Genomic DNA, 24695 nt, shown 5'->3' on the forward strand with positions numbered 1-24695 from the left:
GAGGAGCGATCCTCCCCGCCCCCGCCCGACGGATCAGAGTCCGACGTCGCCGGCCTTGAGGAAGCCGGAGTCGACGAGGACCGACTGCACGTCGTCCTTCGTGACGACCTGCGGCTCCAGCAGGTAGGACGGGACGACCTTCTCGCCGTTGTCGTAGGTCTCGGTGTCGTTGACCTCGGGCTCCTCGCCCGCGACGATCGACTGCACCATCTGGAAGACGCGGTCGCCGAGGGTGCGGGTGTCCTTCCAGACCGTCATCGACTGCTCGTCGGCGAGGATCGCCTTGACGTTGGCCTTGTCGGCGTCCTGGCCGGTGATGACCGGGTAGTCGGCGCCGGGGGTGTAGCCGGCCGACTTCAGCGAGGCCTCGATGCCGATGGCCAGGCTGTCGTTGGGGGAGAGCACGACGTCGACCTTCTGGCCGCCGGTGTAGAAGGACGAGAGGCGGTTGTCCATCTCGGACTGCGCCTTGTCGGAGGCCCAGCCCTGGATGCCGATCGAGGCCCAGTCGTCGTCCGACGCGGGCGACTTGCCCGAGGGGACGGTGAGCTTGCCGCTCTCGATGTAGGGCTGCAGGACGTCCCACGCGCCGGAGAAGAAGAACTTCGCGTTGTTGTCGTCGGGGCTGCCGGCGAAGGGCTCGAGGGTGAAGGGGCCCGCGGCGTTCTTCAGGTCGAGGGTCGACTCGATGTACTGGCCCTGGAGCTGGCCGACCTTGTAGTTGTCGAAGGTCGCGTAGTAGTCGACGTCCGCGGTGCCGTTGATGAGACGGTCGTAGGCGATGACGGTGGCGTTCTGCTTCTTCGCCTCGGCGAGGACGGGCGCGAGCGCCTCGCCGTCGATCGCGGCGATGACCAGGATCTTGGAGCCGCCGGCGATCTGGTTCTGGATCTGCGAGATCTGCTGATCGGTCTTGTTGTCGGCGTACTGGAGGTCGACGGTGCAGCCGTCGCCCTCGAGCTGCGACTGGAGGCCTTCGCCGTCGTTGATCCAGCGCTCGAGGCTGCGCGTGGGCATTGAGATGCCGACGGTGCAGTCGCCTTCCGCGCCGGCGCCGGCAGCGGCGCCTCCGGAGTTGGCGGGGCTCGCGGAACAGGCCGCGAGGCCGAGGGAGATGATGCCGGCGGCGGCCAGCGTGGTGATGCCGCGGGAGAACTTCATGGAGTGCATTCCTCTCTGAAAGCAGTGTCCGAGGGAGAGGACGACAAGAGGCGTGCACGTGTGGCGCACGTCGTCGTGTCGTCGCCCGGGAGGGCGGGAGAGCCCCGAGGGGCTTTGTCCACGGAGAGAACATATTCCTTCGATCGGGGGGAGTAAAGCGCGGTCGGCGAATTTGTCCAGGCGATGCCGAAATGTGATCTTCGGGACGTCGATCCCCGCCGTTGCGGGGGGAGAACGCTCTCACCGCTCGCTCCCGCCCGGCTCGCACCCCTCCGCCGGGCGCCCGTCGCCGTCCGCGTGAGGGAAACGCGAGGACTCCGGGCCGGGCCGTAGGGGAACCGTGAGGACCGCTCCGAGGGGCCCCCGCGAGGTGTTGCATCGCTTCCTGTGCCGCTTCCCGGCAGGCGTCCGGTCCCGGGCGTCGTCCGCTCCCCGGATGGAGTCCTCCGTGCTCGACCTCGCCTACCTCCTCGGCGTGCTCGCCCTCTTCTCGCTCATCGCTCTCGCCGCGAAGGGGGTCGAGCGGCTGGGCGGACCGCCCCCCTCGGCGACCCGCGGGACCCGCGAGAAGGAGGCGGGCCGGTGATCGTCTTCGACGCCCTCGCGGCCGTGCTGGCGCTCGCCGCCGTCGTCTACCTCGTCGCGGCCCTGATCCGACCGGAGCGCTTCTGATGGATCCGCTCCTCGCCGTCCTCCAGGTCGCGACCGTCGGCCTGGCCGTCGCCCTCCTCCACCGCCCCCTCGGCGACCACATGTTCCGCGTCTACACCTCGACGCGCGACCTCGCCCTCGAGCGCGGCGTCTACCGCCTCATCGGGGTCGACTCCGCGGGCGAGCAGAGCTGGCGCGCCTACCTCCGGGCGGTGCTGGCCTTCTCTCTCGTCGGCGTGATCCTGCTCTACGGGATGCAGCGCCTCCAGGCGGTCCTGCCCGGCTCCCTCGGCCTGCCCGCGGTGCCGGAGGGGCTGGCGTTCAACACCGCCGTCTCGTTCGTCACCAACACCAACTGGCAGTCCTACTCCCCGGAGGCGACCCTCGGCTTCGCGGTGCAGCTCGGCGGCCTCGCCGTGCAGAACTTCGTCTCGGCGGCCGTGGGCCTTGCCGTGGCGGTGGCGCTGATCCGCGGATTCGCGCGCCGCTCCTCCGGAACGCTCGGCAACTTCTGGGTCGACCTCGTGCGCGGCACACTGCGCCTCCTGCTGCCCCTCGCGGTGGTGGTGGCGGTCGTGATGATCGCGGGCGGCGTGATCCAGAACCTGAACGGCCCGCTGACGGTGACCACGCTCACCGGCGGCGAGCAGAGCATCCCGGGCGGCGCGGTGGCCTCGCAGGAGGCGATCAAGCTGCTCGGCACCAACGGCGGCGGCTACTTCAACGCCAACTCCGCGCATCCGTTCGAGAACCCCTCGGCGTGGGTGTCGCTGCTGCAGATCGTGCTGATCCTCGCGATCCCGTTCTCGCTGCCGCGCACCTTCGGCCGGATGGTCGGCGACGTGCGGCAGGGGCGCGCGATCCTCGCGGCGATGGCGACGATCTTCGTCGTGTCGCTCGCGGCCCTCACCGCGCTGGAGGCGGCGGGCGGCGGATCCGCGGCGCAGGCCGCCGGAGCCGCGATGGAGGGCAAGGAGACGCGCTTCGGCATCGCCGGCTCCGCCCTCTACGCGACCGCCTCGACGCTCACCTCGACCGGCGCCGTCAACGCGATGCACGACTCCTTCACCGCGCTCGGCGGCATGCTGCCGATGCTCAACATGATGCTCGGCGAGGTCGCCCCCGGCGGCGTCGGCTCGGGCCTCTACGGGATGCTCGTGCTCGCGGTGCTGGCCGTGTTCGTCGGCGGGCTGCTGGTCGGCCGGACGCCCGAGTACCTGGGCAAGAAGCTCGGCCCGCGCGAGATCAAGCTCGCGAGCCTCTACATCCTCGTGACGCCGACGCTCGTGCTGGCCGGCACGGCCCTGAGCTTCGCGATCCCGGCGGTGCGGGAGGACGTGGAGAGCACGTCGATCCTGAACCCCGGGCTGCACGGGCTCTCGGAGGTGCTCTACGCCTTCACCTCCGCGTCCAACAACAACGGCTCGGCGTTCGCGGGGCTGACGGCGAACACGCCCTGGCTCAACACGGCGCTCGGCGTCGCGATGCTCCTCGGCCGCTTCCTCCCGATCCTGCTGGTGCTCGCCCTGGCCGGCTCGCTCGCGGCGCAGTCGCCGGTGCCCTCCAGCGCCGGCACGCTGCCCACCCACCGGCCGCAGTTCGTCGGCCTCCTCGTGGGCGTCACGGTCGTCGTGACCGCGCTCACCTACTTCCCCGTACTCGCGCTGGGCCCCCTGGCGGAAGGACTGCGACTCCGATGACCACTGCACTCACCGAGGCCCCCGCGGAACCCGCGCGCCCCACCCGCGCCGCCCTCGGGCCGCGCCAGCTCGCCGCCGCCCTCCCCGGAGCGCTGCGCAAGCTCGATCCGCGCCTGATGTGGCGCAACCCCGTGATGTTCATCGTCGAGGTCGGCGCCGTGCTGACCACGGTGCTGGCGATCGCCGAGCCGTTCCTCGGCGGGCCGGAGGAGTCGGGCGGATCGACGGTGCCCGTCACCTTCACGGCCGGCATCGCGATCTGGCTCTGGCTCACCGTGGTGTTCGCGAACCTCGCGGAGTCGGTGGCCGAGGGCCGCGGCAAGGCCCAGGCCGAGAGCCTGCGCGCCACCCGCACCAGCACTCCGGCCCGGCGCGTGGTCGACTACGACCCCGCGGACCCCTCCGCCCTGTCGGCCCGCCTGGTCGAGGTCTCCTCGGCCGAGCTGCAGCTGGGCGACGTGGTCGTGGCGGAGGCGGGCGACCTCGTCCCCGGCGACGGCGACATCGTCTGGGGCATCGCCTCCATCGACGAGTCGGCGATCACCGGAGAGTCGGCGCCGGTCGTCCGCGAGAGCGGAGGCGACCGCAGCGCGGTGACGGGCGGCACGCGAGTGCTCTCGGACCGGATCGTGGTGCGGATCACCTCCCGGCCGGGCGAGACCTTCGTCGACCGGATGATCGGCCTGGTCGAGGGCGCGTCGCGGCAGAAGACGCCGAACGAGATCGCGCTCGACATCCTCCTGGCGAGCCTCTCGATCGTGTTCGTCGTGGTCGTGCTGACCCTGAACCCGATCGCCTCGTTCGCGGGAGCCTCCGTGAGCGTCCCGGTGCTGGTCGCCCTGCTCGTCTGCCTCATCCCGACCACCATCGGCGCCCTCCTCTCGGCCATCGGCATCGCCGGCATGGACCGCCTCGTGCAGCGCAACGTGCTCGCGATGTCCGGCCGGGCCGTGGAGGCGGCGGGCGACGTCACGACGCTCCTGCTCGACAAGACGGGGACCATCACCTACGGCAACCGCCGTGCGGTGGCGTTCCTCCCCCTCGACGGAGTGGCGCAGGCCGCCCTCGTCGACGCGGCCGCCTCCTCCTCGCTCAGCGACCCGACGCCCGAGGGGAAGTCGATCGTCGACCTCGCGGGCGACTCGGGCCGCCCCGCCGTCGAGCCCGCTCAAGCCGCCGTGGTGCCGTTCACTGCGCAGACCCGGATGAGCGGGCTCGACCTCCCCGACGGCTCCTCCATCCGCAAGGGCGCCGGCTCGGCCGTGCGCGCCTGGGTGGAGGAGGAGGGACCGCTGCCGTCCGCGGTCGCGGCGCGCCTCACGGTGCTCGTCGACGGCGTCTCGGAGAGCGGCGGCACGCCCCTGGTCGTCGCGGTGAAGGACGCCCACGGCGCCCGCCTGCTCGGCGTCGTGCACCTGAAGGACGTGGTGAAGGACGGGCTCGCCGAGCGCTTCTCGGAGCTGCGCGCGATGGGCATCCGCACCGTGATGATCACGGGCGACAACCCGCTGACCGCGAAGGCGATCGCGGCGGAGGCGGGAGTCGACGACTACCTCGCCGAGGCGACCCCCGAGGACAAGCTCGCCCTGATCCGGCGCGAGCAGGAGGGCGGCGCGCTGGTCGCGATGACCGGCGACGGCACCAACGACGCCCCGGCCCTCGCGCAGGCCGACGTGGGCGTGGCGATGAACACCGGCACCTCGGCGGCGAAGGAGGCGGGCAACATGGTCGACCTCGACTCCGACCCCACCAAGCTCATCGACATCGTGCGGATCGGCAAGCAGCTGCTGATCACCCGCGGCGCGCTCACCACGTTCTCGATCGCGAACGACGTGGCGAAGTACTTCGCGATCATCCCGGCGATGTTCGCGGGGGTCTTCCCCGGGCTCGCGGTGCTGAACGTGATGCAGCTGCACTCGCCGGCCTCGGCGATCCTCTCGGCGATCGTGTTCAACGCGCTGGTGATCGTCGTGCTGATCCCGCTCGCGCTGCGGGGAGTGGCGTACCGCCCGGTCGCCGCCTCGCGCATCCTCAGCCGCAACCTCCTGGTCTACGGGCTGGGCGGAGTGATCGCTCCGTTCCTCGGGATCAAGCTCGTCGACCTCATCGTCGCCGCGATCCCCGGCTTCTGACCCGCCCGACCCGACCACCGAAGACAGAGAGAAGAGACCATGTTCCGTCCCTACGGTGTCGCGCTGCGCGCGATGATCGTGCTCACCGTGCTGCTGGGAGCGGCGTACCCGCTCGCGGTGCTCGGGATCGGGCAGCTCGCCCTGCCCGCCCAGGCGAACGGCTCGCTGCTGCGCCAGGACGGCGCGGTGATCGGCTCGTCGCTCATCGGCCAGTCGTTCACCGACGCCGACGGAGCGCCCCTGCCGGAGTGGTTCCAGTCGCGTCCCTCCGCCGCGGGCTACGACGCCGCGGCCTCGACCGGCAGCAACCTCGGCCCCGAGAACGCCGACCTGGTCGCGTCCGTCGAGGAGCGCCGGGCCGCGATCGCCGCCTTCGAGGGCGTCGACCCGGCCGCTGTGCCGGCCGATGCGCTGACCGCCTCCGCCTCGGGGCTCGACCCCGCGATCAGCCCTGCCTACGCGCAGCTGCAGGCGCCCCGCGTCGCCGCTGCCCGCGGGCTCGACGTGACTACCGTGCGCGCGCTGGTCGACGAGCACACCGCGGGCCGCGTGCTCGGTTACCTCGGCGAGCCGACGGTGGACGTGCTCGAGCTCAACGCCGCTCTCGCACGGTTGTGACCGCTCCGGTGGCCCCTCCGGCTCGTAGAATCGCGATCGGCTCGTCGGGACCGTCCGGTCGAGCGGATCGACGCCGGTCCCGCGAGCCCGGGACGCCCCGGAGCCGCGAGCACGAGGGGAGGCCGGGAGCATGACGAAGGGCCGCCTGCGCGTGCTCCTCGGAGCCGCGCCCGGAGTGGGCAAGACCTACACGATGCTCGAGGAGGGCCGCCGGCTCGCCGCCGAGGGCCGCGACGTCGTGGTGGCCGTGGTCGAGACGCACGGCCGCTCCGCCACCGCCGCGATGGTCGAGGGGCTGGAGGTCGTGCCGAGGAGGGCCGTCGAGCACCGCGGCGTGCTGCTCGACGAGATGGACCTCGACGCGGTGCTGGCCCGCCGGCCCGACGTCGCGCTGGTCGACGAGCTCGCGCACACCAACGCCCCCGGCTCCCGGCACGAGAAGCGCTGGGAGGACGTGCGGACGCTCCTCGACGCCGGCATCACCGTCTTCTCGACCGTGAACATCCAGCACATCGAGTCGCTCAACGACGTGGTGCACGCGATCACCGGAGCGCCGCAGCGCGAGACGATCCCGGACGCGGTCCTCCGCGCCGCCGATCAGATCGAGGTCGTCGACCTGGCGCCCCAGGCGCTGCGCGACCGCCTCGCCGACGGCCGCGTCTACCCGCCCGAGCGCATCGACGCGGCGCTCTCCAACTACTTCCGGCTCGGCAACCTGACCGCCCTGCGCGAGCTCGCGCTGCTCTGGCTCGCCGACGAGGTCGACAGCGCGCTCCGCGACTACCGCGTCGAGCACGGCATCGACAGCACCTGGGAGGCGCGCGAGCGCGTGGTCGTGACCCTCACCGGCGGGCCGGAGGGGGAGACCCTGCTGCGGCGCGGCGCGCGGATCGCGGCCCGCGCCTCCGGGGGCGACCTGCTCGCCGTGCACGTGGTGACCCCCGACGGCCTCCGCACTCCGCGCCCGCACGTGCTCGAGGCGCAGCGGGTGCTGGTCGAGAAGCTCGGCGGCAGCTACCACCAGGTGGTCGGCGAGGACGTGCCGCGCACGCTGGTCGAGTTCGCCCGCTCGGTGAACGCGACGCAGCTGGTGATCGGCGTGAGCAGGCGGAGCCGCCTCGCCTCGGCGCTGACGCCCGGCACGGCGTCGACGGTGATCCGCGAGTCCGGCAACATCGACGTGCACATCGTCAGCCACTCCGCCGCCGGGCGCACCGCGGTGCTGCCGAGGCTCGACGGGGCCCTGACGCTGCGGCGCCGCCTCCTGGGACTGGCACTCGCCCTCGTGGGCGGCCCGCTGGTGACCTGGCTGCTCTCGAGCCTCCGCAGCGACGAGTCGATCACGAGCGACGTGCTCTCGTACCAGCTGCTGGTGGTGGTCGTCGCGCTGGTCGGCGGGCTCTGGCCGGCCCTCTTCGCGGCCGTGCTCTCGGGGCTGACCCTCGACTTCTTCTTCGTCGATCCGCTCTACACGATCACCGTCGACGAGCCTCTGCACGCGCTCGCGCTGGTGCTCTACGTGCTGAACGCGGCGCTCGTCAGCGCCGTGGTCGACCGCGCGGCCCGGCGGGCGCGGGCCGCCAAGCGGTCGGGGGCGGAGTCGGAGCTGCTGGCGACGATCGCGGGCGGCGTGATCCGCGGGCAGGGGGCGCTGCAGGCGATCCTCGAGCGCTCGCGCGAGGCGTTCGGGCTGACCGGCGTGCGGCTGCTGCGCGGCGGCGAGCTCGTCGCGGCCGACGGCGAGCCGCAGCCGGAGGGCGATCCCGCGCGCATCGCGGTGGGCGAGGGCGCGGTGCTCGAGCTGCACGGCCGCGAGCTGGAGGGGAGCGAGCGGCGGCTGCTCCAGGTCGTCGCCGCCCAGCTGGACTCGGTGCTCGAGAACGCGGCTCTCAGCGAGACGGCCAGCTCCCTCGCTCCGCTGGCCGAGACCGACCGGGTGCGCAGCGCCCTGCTCTCGGCCGTCAGCCACGACCTGCGCCGGCCCCTCGCCGCGGCCACCGCGGCCGTCAGCGGACTGCGCTCGCCCGAGGTGGTCTGGAGCGAGCGCGACCGGGAGGAGCTGCTCGCCACCGCCGACGAGAGCCTCACCGTGCTCGCCGCGCTGGTCACCGACCTGCTGGACGTGACGCGGCTGGAGGCGGGGGCGCTCGCCGTGGCGCTCGCTCCGCTCGACGCCGCCGACGTGGTGCTCCCCGCGCTCGACGAGCTCGGGCTCGGTCCCGGCGAGGTCGACCTCGACCTCGATCCGGAGGGCCCGGCGCTGCTCGCCGACGCCGTGCTGCTGCAGCGCGTCGTGGTCAACCTGCTCGCGAACGCCGTCCGCTACGCGCCGCCTGGGACCCGGGTGCGCGTGGCCGCCAGCGCCTTCGGCGGGAGCGCGCAGCTGCGGATCGTCGACCACGGCCCCGGGGTGCCCGAGGAGCGCCGCGCGGAGATCTTCGTGCCGTTCCAGCGACTCGGCGACGACGACAACCTGACGGGCCTGGGCCTCGGCCTCGCGCTCTCGAAGGGGTTCACGGAGGGGATGGGCGGCACGCTCGAGACGGAGGACACTCCGGGGGGCGGGCTGACGATGGTGGTGACGCTGCCGCTGGCGAAGGAGACTGCTGCCGCTGCTCCTGCGGCTCGCGTCGCTCCTGCCGCCCCGCGCGACGGCGGGTCGGGCGCCGCCCCGCACGAGGACTCCGGAGGAGCCGCATGAAGATCCTGATCGCCGACGACGACCCGCAGATCCTGCGCGCCCTGCGCATCACCCTCACCGCCCGCGGATACGACGTGGTGACCGCCGGCGACGGCACCGAGGCGATCAATCGCGCGGTGGACGAGCATCCGGACCTCTACATGATCGACCTCGGCATGCCCCGGCTCGACGGGGTGGAGGTCATCCACGGACTGCGCGGCTGGACGAGCGCGCCGATCCTGGTGGTGTCGGGGCGGACGGGCGCGGCCGACAAGGTGGGCGCGCTCGACGCCGGCGCGGACGACTACGTGACCAAGCCGTTCTCGATGGACGAGGTGCTCGCGCGCATCCGAGCCCTCTCGCGGCGGGTGCAGCCGGCCGACGGCGAGCCGCTGGTCGTGATCGGCGAGGTGACCGTGGACCTGGTGGCCAAGAGCGCGACGCGGGACGGCGTCTCCGTGCGGCTGACTCCGACGGAGTGGCAGGTGCTCGAGATCCTCATCCGCAACGCGGGCAAGCTGGTCACCCGTCGCTCGCTGCTGGCCGAGATCTGGGGCCCCGCGCACGTCACGGACACCGGCTACCTGCGCCTCTACCTCGCGCAGCTGCGCAAGAAGCTCGAGCCCGACCCCGCGCATCCGCGGCACCTGCTGACCGAGGCGGGCATGGGCTACCGCTTCGTGCCCTGACCGGCCTGTGCTCGGCGGGGGGAACCCCGGACCGTCGAGGGAGCCCGCTGGTCGTGGCTCCCGCGACGGTCCGGGATCGCCTCGGCGGAGGGGGGCAGGTCACCAGTCGTGGACGGTGCCGTCGGCGAGGCGGTTGAAGGGCAGGTACGCGCGCACGTAGGGGTACTTCCCGGCGGCGTCGACGTCGAGCTCCACGCCCAGACCGGGGGCGTCGCCCGGGTGCAGCCGTCCCTCGCTCCAGGTGAACGACTGCTGGAAGACGCTGTCGGTCCGCTCGCCGTGCTTCATGTACTCCTGGATCCCGAAGTTGTGGATCGCCAGGCCCAGGTGCATCGCGGCCGCCATGCCCACCGGGGAGACATCGGTGGGTCCGTGCATCCCGGACTTGATCTGGTACTGCGCGGCGTGGTCGAGGATCCTCCGGAGGTGGGAGATGCCACCGGTGTGCGTGACCGCGCTCCGGATGTAGTCGATCAGCTGCTCGCGGATGAGGAGCTGGTAGTCCCAGACGGTGTTGAAGACCTCGCCGATCGCCAGGGGCGTGGTGGTGTGCTGCCGGACGAGGCGGAGGGCCTCCTGGTTCTCGGCGGGCGTGCAGTCCTCGAGCCAGAAGAGGTCGTACGGCTCGAGGGACTTGCCGAGGGCCGCGGCCTGGATCGGTGTCATCCGGTGGTGGCCGTCGTGGAGGAGGGGGAGCCCCGGTCCGAACTCGTTGCGGACGGCCTCGAAGACGCGGGGGACGTGGCGCAGGTAGGCGCGGGTGTCCCAGTCCTCCTCGGTCGGCAGGCCGCCGCGCTGCGCCGGCTCGTGGTCGTAGCGCACGCCGGCGTTGCCCTCGAGGACGGCGTTGGAGGCGATGCCGTAGATCGAGGTCAGCCCCGGCACCGCGGTCTGCACGCGGATCGCGCGGTACCCCTGCTCCTGGTGCTCGCGGATGCTGTCGAACAGCTCCGCGTCCGACCGCCCGGACGCGTGGCCGTAGGCGAGCAGGCCGGTGCGGGACGCGCCTCCGAGCAGCTGGTAGAGCGGCATGCCGGCGGCCTTGCCCTTGATGTCCCAGAGGGCGGTGTCGACCGCCGCGATCGCCGCCATCGTGACCGGCCCGCGGCGCCAGTAGGACGACCGGTAGAGGAACTGCCAGGTGTCCTCGATGCGCGAGGCGTCGCGACCGAGGAGCAGCGGCACGACGTGGTCGGCGAGATAGGAGACCACGGCGAGCTCGCGGCCGTTGAGGGTCGCGTCGCCGAGGCCGGTCAGCCCGTCGTCGGTCGTGAGCTTGAGGGTGACGAAGTTGCGGTCGGGACTGGTGACGACGACCTCGGCCTTGTCGATCTTCATGGGTGCCTTTCGTGGTGGGGGATCGGGTCAGGGGTTCCGGCCGGGAGCGCGGTCCATCGAGAACGCGGCGGTCGAGAGGCCGGGCGCCACGGGCGCGGCCTGCCCCGTGCTCTCGCGGCGCTCGGCGATCTCGGCGACGATCTGCGCGTGCCGGCGGTCGGTCAGCGGGTAGAACGCCATGATCAGCACCGCGAGCAGGGCCGCGACGGCCGGGATGAGGCCGGCGGCGGCGCGGATGCCCCACTCGGCGTGCTCGCTCTGCTCCGCGGCCCCGGCCACGTAGCCGCCCCAGGCCAGCGCGTACGCGGCGAGGGCGCCTCCGACCGCCTGGCCGGTCTTGCGGGTGAAGGAGAACAGGGCGTAGATCGTGCCCTCGGAGCGGATGCCGGTCTTCCACTCCCCGTACTCGACGGTGTCGGCCTCGATCGCCCAGACGAGCATGTTGACGAGCTGGATGCCGACGTAGGCGAGGACCAGTCCGCCGAAGCCGACCGCCACCGCGTCGCCCGGAGCGAGGAAGACGACCGTTCCGCCGCTGATCATGACCGCGACTCCGGCCATGTAGGCGTTGCGCTTGCCGAACCGCCGCACGATCGTCGGGACGAGGGCGGCCAGGCCGAAGGTCAGGGCGAGCTGGATGAGCGACATCGCGGCGTAGAGCTGGACCGATCCGAGCACATCGCGCAGGTAGTAGAGCTGCACGGTCTGGAGCGCGAGCGTCCCGGTGAGGAACAGGAACGAGCTGAGGCAGAGGAAGAGCAGCGGCCGGTTGGAGCGGAGGGTCGTCATGCTCTGACGGAACGTGACGTGCGCGACGTCGCGCTGGACGCGCTCCTTCGCGGTCAGGATCGTGAAGAGGTAGAGCGCGGAGCCGACGACGACGAAGCTCAGCGTGACGATCGAGAAGAGCGACTGCAGATCGGCGCCGGGGACGACCAGCGGGGCCATGAAGGTGCCGAGCCCGGCCCCCACGATCGCGCCGCCGATGGCGCGGGCGCTGGCGAGCTTCGCGCGCTCGGTGCCGACCTGCGTCATCGCTCCGGCGAGCGAACCGTAGGGGATGTTGACGAGGCTGTAGGCGAGGCCGAGCGCGGCGTAGCTCAGGTAGGCGTAGAGCAGGGTTCCGCTCTCGCCGATCTGCGGGACGGAGAAGGTCGCGGCCGAGAGCAGCAGGAGCGGGACCGACCCGAACATCAGGAAGGGCCGGAACTTGCCGAAGCGCCTGCTGTAGGTGCGGTCCACGACCCGGCCGGCGAAGACGTCGGCGAACGCGTCGAAGATCCGCACGACGAGCAGCAGCGTGCCCGCCGCGGCCGCGGAGATCCCGGCGACGTCGGTGTAGTAGACGAGCAGGAACATCGTGGCGGTGGTGAAGGCGAGGTTGTTCGCCGTGTCGCCGGCGCCGTAACCCACGATGCTCAGCTTCGAGAGCTTCTCAGCGGCGGGCGCTCCGGGCGCGGTGGTGCGGGGGGTCATGCGGGCTCCTTTACCCGGGCGCGGACCCGTCGGGATCCGCGCCGCGTCGAGACGGTGCGAGGGTGGCGATCGGTTGCCGACGGCGCCGGAGGCGCCGCGCGGAGAGGCGGGGTGGAGGTCTAGGCCGCCTGAGCGGCGACCGCGGCGACGAGGGCCGGGTCGTCGGCGAGGCGCGGGTCGACGAGCCGCAGCAGCGCCTCGACGGGCCGGGCGGAGCCGAGGGCGCGGTCGAGGGCGTGGCGCTGCGCGTCGGGCAGGCGCTCACCCTGGAGCAGCAGTGCGATCCAGTCGGCGACGGCACGGAGGGAGGCGGCTCCGTCGTGTCCGCCCGCGCGCTCGGCGAGGAGCACGGGCGCGATCCGGATGCGGAGCTTGGCGGTCGCGTCGGCGCCGATCTGCTCGAGCCGGTGCTCGATCCGGGGGTTGCCGAAGCGCCCGAGGAGGGCGGCGCAGTAGGCGTCCGCGTCGAGACCGGCGGGCAGGCCGGCCGCCGCCTCCGCCCAGAACGCCTCGACGGCGCTCCGGCAGGCGGGGTCGGCGATCGCCTCCGCGACGGTGGCGAGACCCCGCCGGCGGCCGGTGGCGGCGAGGAGCGTGTGCGCGCCGTTGAGGAGTCGCAGCTTGCGCCGCTCGAAGGGCTCGATGTCGTCCACGAAGCGGGCTCCGGCGCGCTCCCAGGCGGGTCGGCCGGCGGGGAAGCCGCCGCAGAGGACCCAGTCGCGGAACGGCTCGGTCACGACGGACGCGGCGTCGCTGATGCCGGTGAGCTCGGCCGCCGCCTCCCGGTCCGCCGCCGTGGTGGCCGGGGTGATCCGGTCGACGGAGGTCGACACGAACGAGACGGTGCTGTCGATCCAGTCGGCGAGCGACGGGTCGAGCCGCTCGGCGAGCAGGAGCAGTCCACGGCGCACGAGAGGGCCGTTGCCGGAGAGGTTGTCGCAGGGGACGACGGCGAGCGGGCCGGAGCCGGCGTCGCGCCGGGCGGTGAGGCCGAGGAGGAGGCGGCCGAGCGCGGTCGTCGGCGCTCCTCCCGATCGGAGGGCGGCGAGATCGCTCCGGACGGCGGGGTCGTCCAGGTCGGGGCCGCCGTCCGCGGCGAGACGGTACCCGGCCTCCGTGATCGTCAGCGTGACGATCGCCGTCGCAGGAGCCGCCACGAGCTCGACGAGACGCGCGACGTCCGCGCCGTCGACCGCCTCGACGATGCTGCCCACGACCGTCGCCGAGTCGCCCTCCGGTCCGCGCTCGATCAGCGTGAACAGGCCGTCCTGCGCGGTGAGCTCCTCGGCCGCGCGGGGGCTCCGGCCGGTGAATGCGGCGATTCCCCACTCGTGGTCGTCGTCGACGGCGTGCGTGTACCAGGCCTGATGCGCTCGGTGGAAGGCGCCGAGGCCGAGGTGGACGATGCGGACGGGAGCCGCCGGCAGGCCCGTGGATGCGCGATCGAGCGCGCCTCCTCCGCCGTGCCCGCTCACAGCTTGAAGACCTTCCGCGGCTGGGCGTCGACGAGGTCCAGGATGACGGCGCTCGCCGTCTCGGAGTCGATGCGCCCCTCGGCGACCAGGCGCGCGAGGAACGCGGCGTCCAGCCTCCGCGCCATGTCGTGACGGGCCGGGATGGAGAGGAACGCGCGGGTGTCGTCGATGAAGCCGGAGCTCCGCGAGAAGCCGGCGGTCTCCGTCACGGCGGCGCGGAAGCGCAGCACCGCGTCGGGCGCGTCGAGGAACCACCACGGCGCTCCGAGGAACACCGACGGGTAGTAGCCGGCGAGGGGAGCGAGCTCGCGCGAGTGGGTGCTCTCGTCGATCCCGAAGAGGACGAGGTGGAAGCCCGGTGCGTTGCCGAGCTCCTGCAGCAGCGGGCGGAGGGGCTCGGCGAACCGGGTCGCGACGGGGATGTCGTGGCCGGTGTCGGGACCGAAGCGCTCGAAGGTCGGCCGATCGTGGTTGCGCAGCACGCCGGCGTGGACGGTCATCACCAGGCCGTCGTCGACGCTCATGCGGGCGGACTGCAGCAGCAGGTGGGCGGCGAGGACGCGGCTGCCCTCGGCGTCGATCGTGCCGGCGCGGGCGCGGGCGAAGAGGGACTGCGCCTCGGCGGGATCGAGGCCGACGGTCAGCGGCTCCAGCACTCCGTGGTCGGCGGAGACGGCGCCGTGGTCGAGGAAGTACCGGCGCCGGGCGCGGAGGGCCTCGAGGAATCCGGGGAAGCTGGACTCCTTCGTTCCGGTGGCGGCGGCCAGGGCGGCGACGCGCTCGGGCCAGCCGGGGGTGGAGGGATCGAGGTAGGCGTCGGGGCGGAAGGTCGGCAGCACGCGGCCCGGGAACGCCGGATCCTCCGCCAGCGCCCGGTGGACGGCCAGGTCGTCCAGCGGATCGTCGGTCGTCGCCAGCACCTCGATCCCGAACCGCTCGAAGAGCGCCCGCGGGCGGAAGGCGTCGGACGCCAGCCGGGCCCCGATCGCCGCGAAGAGGGCGTCGGCGGTGGAGGCGCCGGGCTGCTCGGTGATGCCGAACTGCTCGGCGAGGATCGACTGGAGCCAGTAGCCCGAGGCGGTTCCCGCGAAGATCCGCCAGTGCGCGCAGAACGTGCGCCACACCTCCTCCGGGCCGGCGAGGCGCTCGCCTCCCGGGATGCCGAGATCGCCCAGGTCGATCCCGGCGGAGTGGAGCAGCCGGGTGACGTAGTGGTCGTGCCGGAGGAAGAGCTCGGCCGCGTCGGCGAAGGGGCGGTCCTCGAGCAGGAGGCGCGGATCCACGTGCCCGTGCGGGGAGAGGATCGGCAGGGCGGCGACGCTCGCGTGGAGGTCGCGGGCGATCGCCCGGGTCGTCGGGTCGATCGGCAGGAGTCGGTCGGGATCGTTCAGCAGCTTCGTCGGCACGGGGCCATCCAAGTATGGGTACAGAGGAGTGTCAACCGATTGCCACGGCTGGCGCACCGGTTGGCACGCCGGGGCGCGGACCGGGGTCAGGAGTCGCGGCGGGGTCCCGTCGAGGCGCGCGGGACGAACTCCGTCGGCAGGTCGTCGGCCCGCTCCGAAGGCTCCTCGTCGCCGAGCACCCGGCGGACCGCCCGTTCGCCCATCCGGCCCAGCGGTGCGCTGATGGTCGACAGCGGCGGCGAGGTGAAGTCGCTGCCGAAGATGTCGTCGAAGCCGATGATGCTGAGCTGCTCCGGGATCGCGACGCCCGACTCCTGAGCCGCCCGCATCAGTCCGATGGCGACCAGGTCGTTGTAGGCGATCACCGCGCCGACGCCGGAGGCGGTCACCCTCGCGAGCGCGCTCCTCCCGCCCTCGAGGGTCGAGACGCCCGGCCCGATCTCGACGACCGTCATGCCCCGCTGCGGAGCGCGGTCGAGGAGGAGCTCCCATCGCGCGGCGCTCATCCACGAGTCGGGCGGACCGGCGATGAAGGCGAGGGAGCGGTGGCCGAGAGCCGCGAGGTGGTCGAGCGCGGCGTCGATCCCGGAGGCGAGATCGGGCACGATCCCCGCGACGCCGGGGACCACGCGGTTGAGGACGACGACGGGGATGCGCTCGGCCAGCGCGATGATCTCCTCGTCGCTGAGGCGGGTGCTGACGAGGACGAGCCCGTCGGTGGAGGCGGCGATGCGGTCGGCCGCCTCGGCCTCGCGCTCCCCGGACTCCTGCGACTCGGCGAGGATCATCGTGAAGCCGCGGAGCGACGCCGCCCGCTCCGCTCCGCGCACGGCGGGGAAGAAGGCCGGGTTGGTGATGTCGGCCACCAGCAGCCCGAGGGTCGAGGTGCGGCCCGTCGGCAGCGCGCGCGCCATCGGGTTGAGCCGGTAGCCCAGCTCCTTCGCGGCGGCGCGGATCCGCTGCTCGGTCGCGGCGTTCAGCCGTCCGGGCGTGCTCAGCCCGCGCGAGACGGTGGAGGGGGCGACGCCGGCGAGTCGGGCGACGTCGTAGATCGTCGTCGCGGAGCGGCCGCGGCGTCTCGCGGCGGAGGGGCCGGTGGGCGCGTCTTCGCTGGGCACGATCGCGGTCTTCTCTCGAGGGGCACGGCGGCGGACGGGGCGCCGTCCGCCGCCCATGCTGCCACAGGGCCGAGAAGCCCGCCCGGCCCGTTGCTCGCGTCCGGGTCGGGCCGGATCGGGGAGTCCGCGCTCCGGCAGGCCGCCGTCACCGGCCTGCCGCCCACCGCTCCGGTCCCGTCCAGCGCGGCTTTGCCCCGTCAGCTCCGCTCCGGGAACGCCCCCTCCTCGCGGATGCGCTCGTTGAGCGCCGCCAGGAACACGCCCTCGTCGAGGTCGAGCGGTACCTCGCGTCCCGTCCAGCTCGAGTAGTGGATGGCGTTGGCGAGCCGGACCCCGAGGATCCCCTCCGCCCCGGGTGCGAGCAGCGGCGTGCCGTGCAGGATGCTGTCCGCGAAGTCCTGCAGGACGGCCGTGTGCTGCTCGCCCCAGACCGACGCCGACTCGATCCGCTCCGTCGTGGAGAGGCCCGCGGTGTCGTAGCGACCGCTGAGCAGGAGGCCCACGTCCTCGGCGCTGAGGGCGGCGCTGACCTCGCGCTCGGGGGCGCTCAGCCGGGTGATGGTCGCGACCCGGGAGTCGTCGACGACGATCCGGCCGCGGTCGCCGACGATCTCGAGGCGGTCGGTGCCGATCGGGTCGTGCGTCGTGGTGACCAGCACGCCGGTCGTGCCCCCGCCGAAGTCGGCGAGCACCGTCACCTCGTCCTCCACCGCGATGTCGCGGCACCGCCCGTAGCCGGCCTTCGCGACCACCGACTCCGGCACTCCGCACAGCCACTGCCACAGGTCGAGCTGGTGGGGCGCCTGGTTGACCAGGACGCCTCCGCCCTCGCCTCCCCACGTCGCACGCCACTCGCTCTGGTCGAAGTAGGCCTGCGGCCGCCACCAGGTCGTGATGATCCAGTTCGAGCGCAGGATCCGGCCGATCCCGCCCTCGTCGACGACCTCCTTGAGCCGGCGGTAGAGCGGGTTCGCCCGCTGGTTGAACATGATCGCGAAGCGCTGACCGGGACGGGCGGCGGCGGCCTCGTTCAGCTCCGCGACCTGCGCGGCGTAGACGCCCGCCGGCTTGTCGACCAGCACGTGCAGCCCGTGCTCGAGAGCGTCGATGCCGATCCCGGGGTGGAGGTAGTGCGGAGTGCAGACGACGACGGCGTCGACCTCTCCGCTCGCGAGGAGGGAGCGGTGGTCGGCGTGGAAGGACGCTCCGGGTGCGAGCGCGGCGGCCGCCGCCTCCCGGGCGGGGTCGACGTCGGCGACGGCGGTGACGACGAGGTCGCGCACCCTGCCGTCGGCGAGGAAGCGGGCGTAGGAGGAGCCCTGGGCGCCGAATCCGATGATGCCGAGGCGGACGGTGGTCATGGGAGGAGTCCTTCGTTCGGGGTGGAGTGGGGGATCCGCGCGGGCGCGCTCGGGGCGTAGGCGGCCTGGACGATCGCGAGCGACCTCGCCGCCTCGCGGGGCGAGATCCAGAAGGGCTCGTCCTCGCCGAGGCGGGCGTAGAAGTCGTGCACGAGCAGCTCGTGCGAGGCGCCCCAGTACGAGCGCCCGCCGGATCGGCGCTCCGTGTCCGGGACGACCTCGACGGATCCGTCGTCGCGCCGCACGGTGAGGGCACCGCGCAGCGAGACGGTGGCGCGCTCGGTGCGCAGGCGGAGCTCGACCGGCTCGTCCCACGCGTTCGCCACGGTCGCGTAGAGGACGCTGCGCGCGCCGGAGGCGTGGGTGAGCACCAGGTCGGCGGTGTCCTCGACCTCGATCGGAAGCAGGCGCGTGGAGGCGGAGCCGCTCACCGCGACCACCTCGCCGAGGAGCCACTGCAGGAGGTCGATGGTGTGGATCGCCTGGTTCATCAGCATCCCGCCGCCGCCCTCGGCCCGCATCCCGCGCCAGGGGCGGTCGAGGTAGTAGCCGGGAGTGCGGTGCCAGAGCACGGTCGCGGCCGCACCCGTCACGGCGCCCAGGGAGCCGGACGCCAGCAGCTCGCGGAGGCGCTGCACGGGCGGGTTGTAGCGGTTCTGGAAGCAGACGCCGATGCGCGCCCCGCCCCGCTCGGCCGCGGCGATCACCTGCTCGCCCTCGGCGACGGAGGAGGCGAGCGGCTTCTCGAGGAGCACCGCGACGCCGCGGTCCAGGGCCGCGACCGCCAGCGCGGCGTGCGTGCTGTGCGGAGTGCAGACGTGCACGACGTCGGGGCGGACGGAGTCGAGCATCCGGACAGCCTCGGGGAAGCCCGGCACCGCGTGCCTCTCGGCGGCCGCGGCGAGCCGGCCCGGGTCGGTGTCGCAGACCGCCACCAGCTCCGCGCCGGGCGCCGTGCCGATCGCCGCGAGGTGGACGGAGGAGATGTCGCCGCAGCCGATCACCGCCGCGCGGACGGTCATCGCAGGTCGATCCCGAGCGAGGAGGCGAGCCCCCGGAAGGCCCGAGCGGCCACCCCGAACGACTCGGGGCCGGAGAATCCGCCGAGGGTGTCCGTGATCGCGAGGTGCGGCTCCAGCGAGGCGACGCCCGTCCAGCCGTCGTCGCGCAGGGCGGTGAGCGTCTCGCGCAGCTGGCCGTCGCCCTCGCCGGCGGGCACCACGGTGCCGGTCGCGGCCACCGCGTCCTTCACCTGCAGGTAGTCGACGTAGGGCCGTAGCGCCGTCCAGCCGTCGTCGAAGGGCCGCACCCCGCACTGCACGAAGTTCGCGTTGTCCCAGGCGAGGCGCAGGGCGGGCGAGCCGACGGACTCGACCAGATCGAGGATCCGCTCGGGGACGTCGCCGTAGATGTCCTTCTCGTTCTCGTGCAGCAGCACCACGCCCTCGCGCTCGGCGCGATCGGCGAGCCTGCGCATGCGCAGCAGGACGTCGTCGCGGATGCTCTCGACCGGCACTCCCTCGCCCCGGTAGAACGAGAAGACGCGGATGCTCGGCGTGCCGAGGGCGTGCGCGGCGCGGATGACGCGGTCGAGGCGGGCGACCTCGAGCTCGGGATCGAGGGCGACGTCGACCTTGCCGATGGGCGAGGCGACGGCCGAGACGGACTGGCCGCCGCGCTCGAGCACGGCGGCCAGGCGGGCGAGGCGCTCGTCGTCGAGGTCGACGACGTTCCGGCCCCAGGCGCTTCGCACCTCGATGCTGTGCGCGCCGAGCGCTCGGAGGACGGCGACCTGGACGACCGGGTCGGGGTCGATCTCGTCGCCGAAGCCGGAGAGGGTCCAGGGCGCGGGGTTCTCGGATGCGGTCGTCGCGGGTGCGGTCGTCGCGGGTGCGGTGGTCACGGTGCGTGCCTCGTTCTCGTCGTCGGGAACCGGCGGGCAGGAGCGCCGCCGTGCCATGACCATACGCGTATTGGCAACCGATTGACAAGATCGGAGGCATGCCTCTACCGTCGGGGGCGTTCCGGGCCGCGGAGACGCCGGCCCCCACCGCGACCGGGAGGACTGCCGTGACCAGGATCGGCGTGCAGGCGATGATGCTGAAGGACGCGTTCGCCTCGGCGGGCGCCTTCGCGACGCTCCGGGAGGTCCGAGCGATCGGCTACCGGTCGGTGGAGATCTCGCAGATCCCGCTGACGGCGGCCACCGTGGCCGAGCTGCAGCGGGCGCGGGACGAGCTCGGCGTCGAGATCGCGGCGATCTCGGCGGGCCTGGCACCGGGGGACTCCCCGGGCGCCGCGCTCGAGGGCGGGCTCGCCGGGATCGTCGCCGACGCCCGCGCGCTCGGCACGCGCACGGTCCGGATCGGCATGCTGCCCGCCTCCGCGGCGGCCTCGCTGGCCGCCCTGCTCGACTTCGCCGACCGCTGCCAGGCCGCCGCGGCGAGGCTCCGCGACGACGGGCTGAGGCTGCTGCTCCACAACCACCACCACGAGTTCGCGCGGCACGGCGGCCGCCTCCTGCTCGACGTCGTCGCCGACCGGGCTCCGCTGCTGGGGCTCGAGCTCGACGTGCACTGGGTGCAGCGGGGCGGGCTCGATCCCGTGACGACGCTGCGCCGGTACGGGGAGCGCGTCGCCCTGGTGCACCTGAAGGACTACCGGGTCGGGCCGCCCGCCGACATGTCCTGCGGGTGGTCCGTGCACGCCTTCACCTCGAACGTGCAGTTCGCCGAGGTGGGGGAGGGCAATCTCGACTTCCCGGGGATCATCGGGACGAGCCTCGCGCTCGGCGTCGAGCACCTCCTCGTCGAGCAGGACGAGCGCTACGGGCGGAGCGCGCTCGACTGCCTGCGGACCTCGCACGAGAACCTCGTCGCGATGGGCTTCTCGGACCTCTTCTGAGGAGCGGCCGAAGCTCCTCCCCAGGGATCGGAGCGGCCCGTTCTCCACCGGTCCGGGGCTCGGTTTCCCACCGCGTCGGGCGCGACGGCACGCTGGCTCTCCGTGCCCGACCAGTCCGTGGTCGAGTGGACCGAGGACCCCGCTCCGCCCGCCGAGGAGGAGGAACGATGACCGAGAAGACGACGGCGAACTACGGCTCGATGGCCCGAGGCCACCCGCCCGCCTACGGGCGCCCTGCTCCGGCCACCCCTCCGTCCGGCCGGTCGGGGATCTACGTCCCGCCCGCGCATCCGGGCGCAGCCCCGGAGAAGAAGCAGCCGGATCCGCCGGGGTCCGCCTCCGCTCAGCGCAGCGGAGGACAATGGAGGGACCCCCAGCGAAGGAGACCACCGTGGATCAGCCGCGCATGAACGTCGAGTCGTTCAACCTCGACCACCGCACCGTCGCCGCGCCGTACGTGCGCCTCGCCGACGCGAAGACGCTGCCCGGAGGCGACCACCTCGTCAAGTACGACGTGCGCTTCACCCAGCCCAACCGCGGGCACCTCGAGATGCCCACCGTGCACTCGCTCGAGCACCTGTTCGCCGAGAAGTCCCGCAACCACTCCGACCGCGTGATCGACTTCTCGCCGATGGGCTGCCAGACCGGCTTCTACCTGCTCCTCTCGGGCGAGCCCGAGCTCTCCGAGGTGCTCGGCCTGGTCGAGGCGACGCTCCAGGACATCACCGAGGCCGACGAGGTCCCGGCCGCCAACGAGACCCAGTGCGGCTGGGGCGCCAACCACTCCCTCGAGGGGGCGCAGGAGGCGGCGCGCACGTTCCTCGCGCACCGCTCGGAGTGGGAGACGGTCACCGCGTGAGCACGGCGATCGTCCTGGTCGCGATGGACGAGGAGGCCGCCCCGTTCCTCGCCGCCGCGACCAGCGCCTCCGAGCCGCGCGCCATCGGCAACGCGCTGCAGTGGGAGCTCGAGCTCGACTCCCGCGCGGTGCTGCTCGTCCGCACCGGCATCGGCCTCGTCAACGCGGCCGGCGGTCTCACCGCAGCGATCCTGCGGGAGGCCGGCTCCCGGCCGCTCGTGGTGAGCGCGGGGACCGCCGGCGGCCTGGGCGCCGACGTCCGCGTGGGCGAGGTCGTGATCGGCGCCGAGTACATGCAGACCGACGCCGATGCGCGGGCGTTCGGCTACGCGCTCGGGCAGGTCCCGGGGATGCCCGCCCGCTACTCCGGGGACGACGCGGCGCTCGCCGCGGAGCTCGAGCTGCCCGAGGGGCCGCCGGTGCGCCGCGGCCTGATCGTCTCGAGCGACGTCTTCGTCTCCAGCGCCCACGTGGACCGCGTGCGGAGCGACTTCCCCGGCGCGCTCGCCACCGACATGGAGTCGGTCGCGCTCGCGCAGACGGCGCACGTGCACGGGCTGCCGTTCGTCTCGGTCCGCGGGATCTCGGACCTCTGCGCCCCCGGCGAGTTCGAGGCGCACGTCGACGACGCGGCCGATCGCTCCGTCGCCGTGGTGCGGGCGCTGCTCGTCGGGCTCGGCGACCGGGACTGACGGACGGGCGGCACTCCGCGACAGCGCGGAAGGGCCGCCCCGGGGGTCAGTCGTTGCCGACGTGCTGGTCGCCGGCCTCCTGGGCCTTGTCGACCTGCCCGGCGAACTTCCCGCCGGTCGCGGAGTCGGCGGCGTCGCCCGCCTTGTCGAGTCCCTTGTCGGTCAGCTCCTCGCCCTTGTCGCTGCTCAGGGCGTTCTTCGCCTTGTCCGCGAGTCCTCCGAGATCCACCATGGGGTCGTTCCTTCCGTCGATGAGCGCCCGTCGAGCAACGGGCCGTCGCCAGTCTCCGCCGCTCGGCGAGGGTCTGCGCGGGGGTTGCGGCTCGCAGCCGCGCCGAGGACGATGCGCCTCCGGATCGGCTGTTCCGCTCGTGCCCGCGACGCGCCAGAGTGAGCGGTGCGCCCCCGCGCACCGAGCCCAGGGAGACCCGATGAAGTACATGCTGATCATGCGCGCGACCGATGCGGCGAAGGAGGCCTACGCCTCCATCCCGTTCGACGAGATCATCACCCGGATGGGGCAGTACAACGAGGCGATGATCGAGGCGGGCGTGCTGCTCTCGGGCGACGGCCTGGCCGACGACGTCGCCTCCTCCGGCTTCGTGGTCGACTTCTCCTTCGAGCCGCCGACCGTCGTCGACGGCGCCTACGGCCCGACCGAGTCGCTCTTCAACGGCTTCTGGATCATCGGGGTCGACTCGAAGGAGCAGGCCCGCGAGTGGGCGCTGCGCTGCCCGCTGGTGCCCGGCAACCGCCTCGAGGTGCGCCGGATCACCGACGAGAGCGACTTCGCGGAGTTCGCCGACAACGAGTACGTGCAGAAGGAGGCCGGCTGGCGCGAGGACGAGGCGGCCCGGGCCGCGGGCGCCTGACGCCGCGTCCTGCGGGCGGCCGCGTCCGTCGGGCCCCGCCCGCCGTCGAGCCGCTGCCGTGATCGCCGAGGCGCCGCTCCGTCGGCGGTGTCTCGGCGGCAGGGCGGTGTCTCGATCCCGCCGACGCTCACGCCTCCGTGACGACGCCCGCCTCGACGTGCCAGTGCCGCGTCAGCTGCACCGTCTCGAGCATCCGCCGGTCGTGGGTGACCAGCAGCAGTGTGCCCTCGTACGCCTCGAGCGCCTCCTCCAGCTGCTCGATGGCGACGAGGTCGAGGTGGTTGGTCGGCTCGTCGAGCACCAGGAGGTTCGTGCCGCGGGCCTGGAGGAGCGCCAGGGCGGCCCGCGTCCGCTCGCCCGGCGAGAGCTCGCCGACGCGGCGGCCGACGTGGTCGGCCTTCAGCCCGAACTTCGCCAGCAGCGTGCGGACCTCGGCGGTCGGCCACTCGGGCACCAGCGCCTCGAACGCGTCCGCGAGCGGCACCTCGGCGGCGAGCATCCCGCGGGCCTGATCGATCTCGCCGATCGCCACGCTCGCTCCGAGGGAGGCGCCGCCCTCCTCCGGCTCGGCGCGGCCGAGGAGGAGCGACAGCAGCGTCGACTTGCCGGAGCCGTTGGGCCCGGTGATGCCGATCCGGTCGCCCGCGTCGACCTGGAGCGACACCGGCCCGAGCGTGAAGGCGCCGCGGCGGGCGACCGCGCCGTTCAGCGTCGAGACGACCGAGCTCGAGCGCGGGGCGCTGCCGATCGTGAAGGCGAGCTGCCACTCCTTGCGCGGCTCCTCGACCTCCTCGAGCCGCGCGATCCGGCTCTCCATCTGGCGCACCTTCTGCGCCTGCTTCTCGCTCGACTCCGCCGAGGCCTTGCGGCGGATCTTGTCGTTGTCGGGGGCCTTCTTCATCGCGTTGCGCACGCCCTGGCTCGACCACTCCCGCTGGGTGCGGGCGCGGGAGACCAGGTCGGCCTTCTGCTCGGCGAAGTCCTCGTACTTCTCGCGGCGCTGGCGGCGCGCGGTCTCGCGCTCCTCCAGGAACGCGTCGTAGCCGCCTCCGTAGACCCGGTTGGTGCCCTGCGCGAGATCGAGCTCGAGTACGCGGGTGACGCTGCGGGCGAGGAACTCGCGATCGTGGCTCACGAGGACCGCGCCGCCGCGGAGTCCACGGACGAAGGCCTCCAGGCGCTCCAGGCCGTCGAGGTCGAGGTCGTTGGTCGGCTCGTCGAGCAGCACCACGTCGAAGCGCGAGAGCAGCAGTGCCGCGAGGCCCACCCGCGCCGCCTGCCCGCCGGAGAGGGAGGTCATCGTCGAGGAGGCGGCCGCGGCTCCGAGCGACAGGCCCAGGTCGGCCAGGACGACCGGGGTGCGCTCGTCGAGGTCGGCCGCGCCGCTCGCGAGCCAGCGGTCGAGTGCGAGGGCGTAGCGGTCGGCGATCGAGCCGTCGGGATCGGGGTCGGCCAGGGCGGAGGCGGCGGCGTCGAGCTCGGCGGAGGCCTCGGCGCAGCCGGTGCGGCGCGCGATGTAGCCGGCCACGGTCTCGCCCTCGCGGCGCTCGTGCTCCTGCGGCA

General features: G+C 73.2%; 22 protein-coding genes. 11 read left to right on the forward strand and 11 right to left on the reverse strand.

The features are described from left to right. Positions 1-33: 33 nt before the first annotated feature. Entirely contained in the window at positions 34-1161 is a 1128-nt protein-coding gene (gene chvE, locus C5C27_RS09190; RefSeq protein WP_374952918.1) for a multiple monosaccharide ABC transporter substrate-binding protein, read from the reverse strand. A gap of 436 nt (positions 1162-1597) precedes the next feature. Between chvE and C5C27_RS18010 the strand changes: the two genes are divergently transcribed. The 7 genes from C5C27_RS18010 (at position 1598) to C5C27_RS09220 (ending at position 9631) form a co-directional block, all read left to right on the forward strand. After that, a complete protein-coding gene (locus tag C5C27_RS18010) occupies positions 1598-1747 on the forward strand; it encodes a hypothetical protein (protein WP_167299012.1) in 150 nt (49 codons plus the stop codon). Next, positions 1744-1833 (forward strand): K(+)-transporting ATPase subunit F, encoded by a 90-nt coding sequence (gene kdpF, locus C5C27_RS09195; protein WP_068209492.1) that lies wholly within the window; start codon positions 1744-1746, stop codon positions 1831-1833. The genes C5C27_RS18010 and kdpF overlap by 4 nt, the downstream gene beginning before the upstream one ends. Then, the gene (kdpA, locus tag C5C27_RS09200; RefSeq protein ID WP_104314193.1) at positions 1833-3512 is read left to right on the forward strand and encodes a potassium-transporting ATPase subunit KdpA; all 1680 of its coding nucleotides are present in this window, start codon (positions 1833-1835) and stop codon (positions 3510-3512) included. The genes kdpF and kdpA overlap by 1 nt, the downstream gene beginning before the upstream one ends. Further along, positions 3509-5644 (forward strand): potassium-transporting ATPase subunit KdpB, encoded by a 2136-nt coding sequence (gene kdpB / locus C5C27_RS09205; RefSeq protein ID WP_104314194.1) that lies wholly within the window; start codon positions 3509-3511, stop codon positions 5642-5644. Before kdpA ends, kdpB begins: the two co-directional genes overlap by 4 nt. 39 nt (positions 5645-5683) lie before the next feature. Beyond that, a complete protein-coding gene (gene kdpC / locus C5C27_RS09210; protein ID WP_104314195.1) occupies positions 5684-6262 on the forward strand; it encodes a K(+)-transporting ATPase subunit C in 579 nt (192 codons plus the stop codon). Positions 6263-6392: 130 nt separating this feature from the next. Then, positions 6393-8963, forward strand: coding sequence for an ATP-binding protein (locus C5C27_RS09215; RefSeq protein WP_104314196.1), 2571 nt, complete (start codon positions 6393-6395; stop codon positions 8961-8963). Beyond that, positions 8960-9631, forward strand: a complete 672-nt coding sequence (locus tag C5C27_RS09220; protein WP_104222647.1) for a response regulator — start codon at positions 8960-8962, stop codon at positions 9629-9631. The genes C5C27_RS09215 and C5C27_RS09220 overlap by 4 nt, the downstream gene beginning before the upstream one ends. A 99-nt stretch (positions 9632-9730) precedes the next feature. Here the strand turns inward: C5C27_RS09220 and manD are convergent, their stop codons facing one another. The 8 genes from manD to C5C27_RS09260 form a co-directional block, all read right to left on the reverse strand. Then, on the reverse strand, positions 9731-10969 hold the full coding sequence (gene manD / locus C5C27_RS09225) for a D-mannonate dehydratase ManD (RefSeq protein WP_104314197.1): 1239 nt from the start codon (positions 10967-10969) through the stop codon (positions 9731-9733). A gap of 27 nt (positions 10970-10996) precedes the next feature. Continuing rightward, on the reverse strand, positions 10997-12445 hold the full coding sequence (uidB, locus tag C5C27_RS09230) for a glucuronide transporter (RefSeq protein ID WP_104314198.1): 1449 nt from the start codon (positions 12443-12445) through the stop codon (positions 10997-10999). Between the two features lie 119 nt (positions 12446-12564). Beyond that, entirely contained in the window at positions 12565-13920 is a 1356-nt protein-coding gene (locus C5C27_RS09235; protein ID WP_258066568.1) for a mannitol dehydrogenase family protein, read from the reverse strand. Beyond that, positions 13917-15326, reverse strand: coding sequence for a glucuronate isomerase (gene uxaC, locus C5C27_RS09240; RefSeq protein WP_104314199.1), 1410 nt, complete (start codon positions 15324-15326; stop codon positions 13917-13919). The genes C5C27_RS09235 and uxaC overlap by 4 nt, the downstream gene beginning before the upstream one ends. An 86-nt stretch (positions 15327-15412) precedes the next feature. Then, positions 15413-16444 (reverse strand): LacI family DNA-binding transcriptional regulator, encoded by a 1032-nt coding sequence (locus C5C27_RS09245; RefSeq protein WP_181133490.1) that lies wholly within the window; start codon positions 16442-16444, stop codon positions 15413-15415. 197 nt (positions 16445-16641) lie between these two features. Then, positions 16642-17805, reverse strand: coding sequence for a Gfo/Idh/MocA family protein (locus tag C5C27_RS09250; protein WP_104314201.1), 1164 nt, complete (start codon positions 17803-17805; stop codon positions 16642-16644). Then, positions 17802-18827 (reverse strand): Gfo/Idh/MocA family protein, encoded by a 1026-nt coding sequence (locus C5C27_RS09255; RefSeq protein ID WP_104314202.1) that lies wholly within the window; start codon positions 18825-18827, stop codon positions 17802-17804. Before C5C27_RS09255 ends, C5C27_RS09250 begins: the two co-directional genes overlap by 4 nt. Then, on the reverse strand, positions 18824-19708 hold the full coding sequence (locus C5C27_RS09260) for a sugar phosphate isomerase/epimerase (RefSeq protein ID WP_258066569.1): 885 nt from the start codon (positions 19706-19708) through the stop codon (positions 18824-18826). The genes C5C27_RS09255 and C5C27_RS09260 overlap by 4 nt, the downstream gene beginning before the upstream one ends. Positions 19709-19875: 167 nt before the next feature. Between C5C27_RS09260 and C5C27_RS09265 the strand changes: the two genes are divergently transcribed. The 3 genes from C5C27_RS09265 to mtnN all read left to right on the forward strand — a co-directional run bounded on the left by C5C27_RS09265 (position 19876) and on the right by mtnN (position 22260). Then, positions 19876-20709 (forward strand): sugar phosphate isomerase/epimerase, encoded by an 834-nt coding sequence (locus tag C5C27_RS09265; protein ID WP_258066570.1) that lies wholly within the window; start codon positions 19876-19878, stop codon positions 20707-20709. Between the two features lie 361 nt (positions 20710-21070). Then, positions 21071-21568 (forward strand): S-ribosylhomocysteine lyase, encoded by a 498-nt coding sequence (locus tag C5C27_RS09270; protein ID WP_308470742.1) that lies wholly within the window; start codon positions 21071-21073, stop codon positions 21566-21568. Next, positions 21565-22260 (forward strand): 5'-methylthioadenosine/S-adenosylhomocysteine nucleosidase, encoded by a 696-nt coding sequence (gene mtnN / locus C5C27_RS09275; RefSeq protein ID WP_258066571.1) that lies wholly within the window; start codon positions 21565-21567, stop codon positions 22258-22260. The genes C5C27_RS09270 and mtnN overlap by 4 nt, the downstream gene beginning before the upstream one ends. 46 nt (positions 22261-22306) lie before the next feature. Here mtnN and C5C27_RS09280 read toward each other — a convergent pair whose 3' ends face one another. Then, the gene (locus tag C5C27_RS09280; protein ID WP_104314203.1) at positions 22307-22492 is read right to left on the reverse strand and encodes an antitoxin; all 186 of its coding nucleotides are present in this window, start codon (positions 22490-22492) and stop codon (positions 22307-22309) included. Positions 22493-22691: 199 nt separating this feature from the next. Here C5C27_RS09280 and C5C27_RS09285 point away from each other — a divergent pair, with 199 nt between their 5' ends. Further along, the gene (locus C5C27_RS09285; protein ID WP_104314204.1) at positions 22692-23132 is read left to right on the forward strand and encodes a YciI family protein; all 441 of its coding nucleotides are present in this window, start codon (positions 22692-22694) and stop codon (positions 23130-23132) included. 127 nt (positions 23133-23259) lie between these two features. Here C5C27_RS09285 and C5C27_RS09290 read toward each other — a convergent pair. Further along, positions 23260-24695: ABC-F family ATP-binding cassette domain-containing protein (locus C5C27_RS09290; protein WP_104314205.1), on the reverse strand; the 1436-nt coding region annotated here is incomplete at its 5' end.

The organism is Rathayibacter sp. AY2B7, from assembly GCF_002931635.1.
In the GTDB taxonomy this organism is placed as follows: Bacteria; Actinomycetota; Actinomycetes; order Actinomycetales; family Microbacteriaceae; genus Rathayibacter.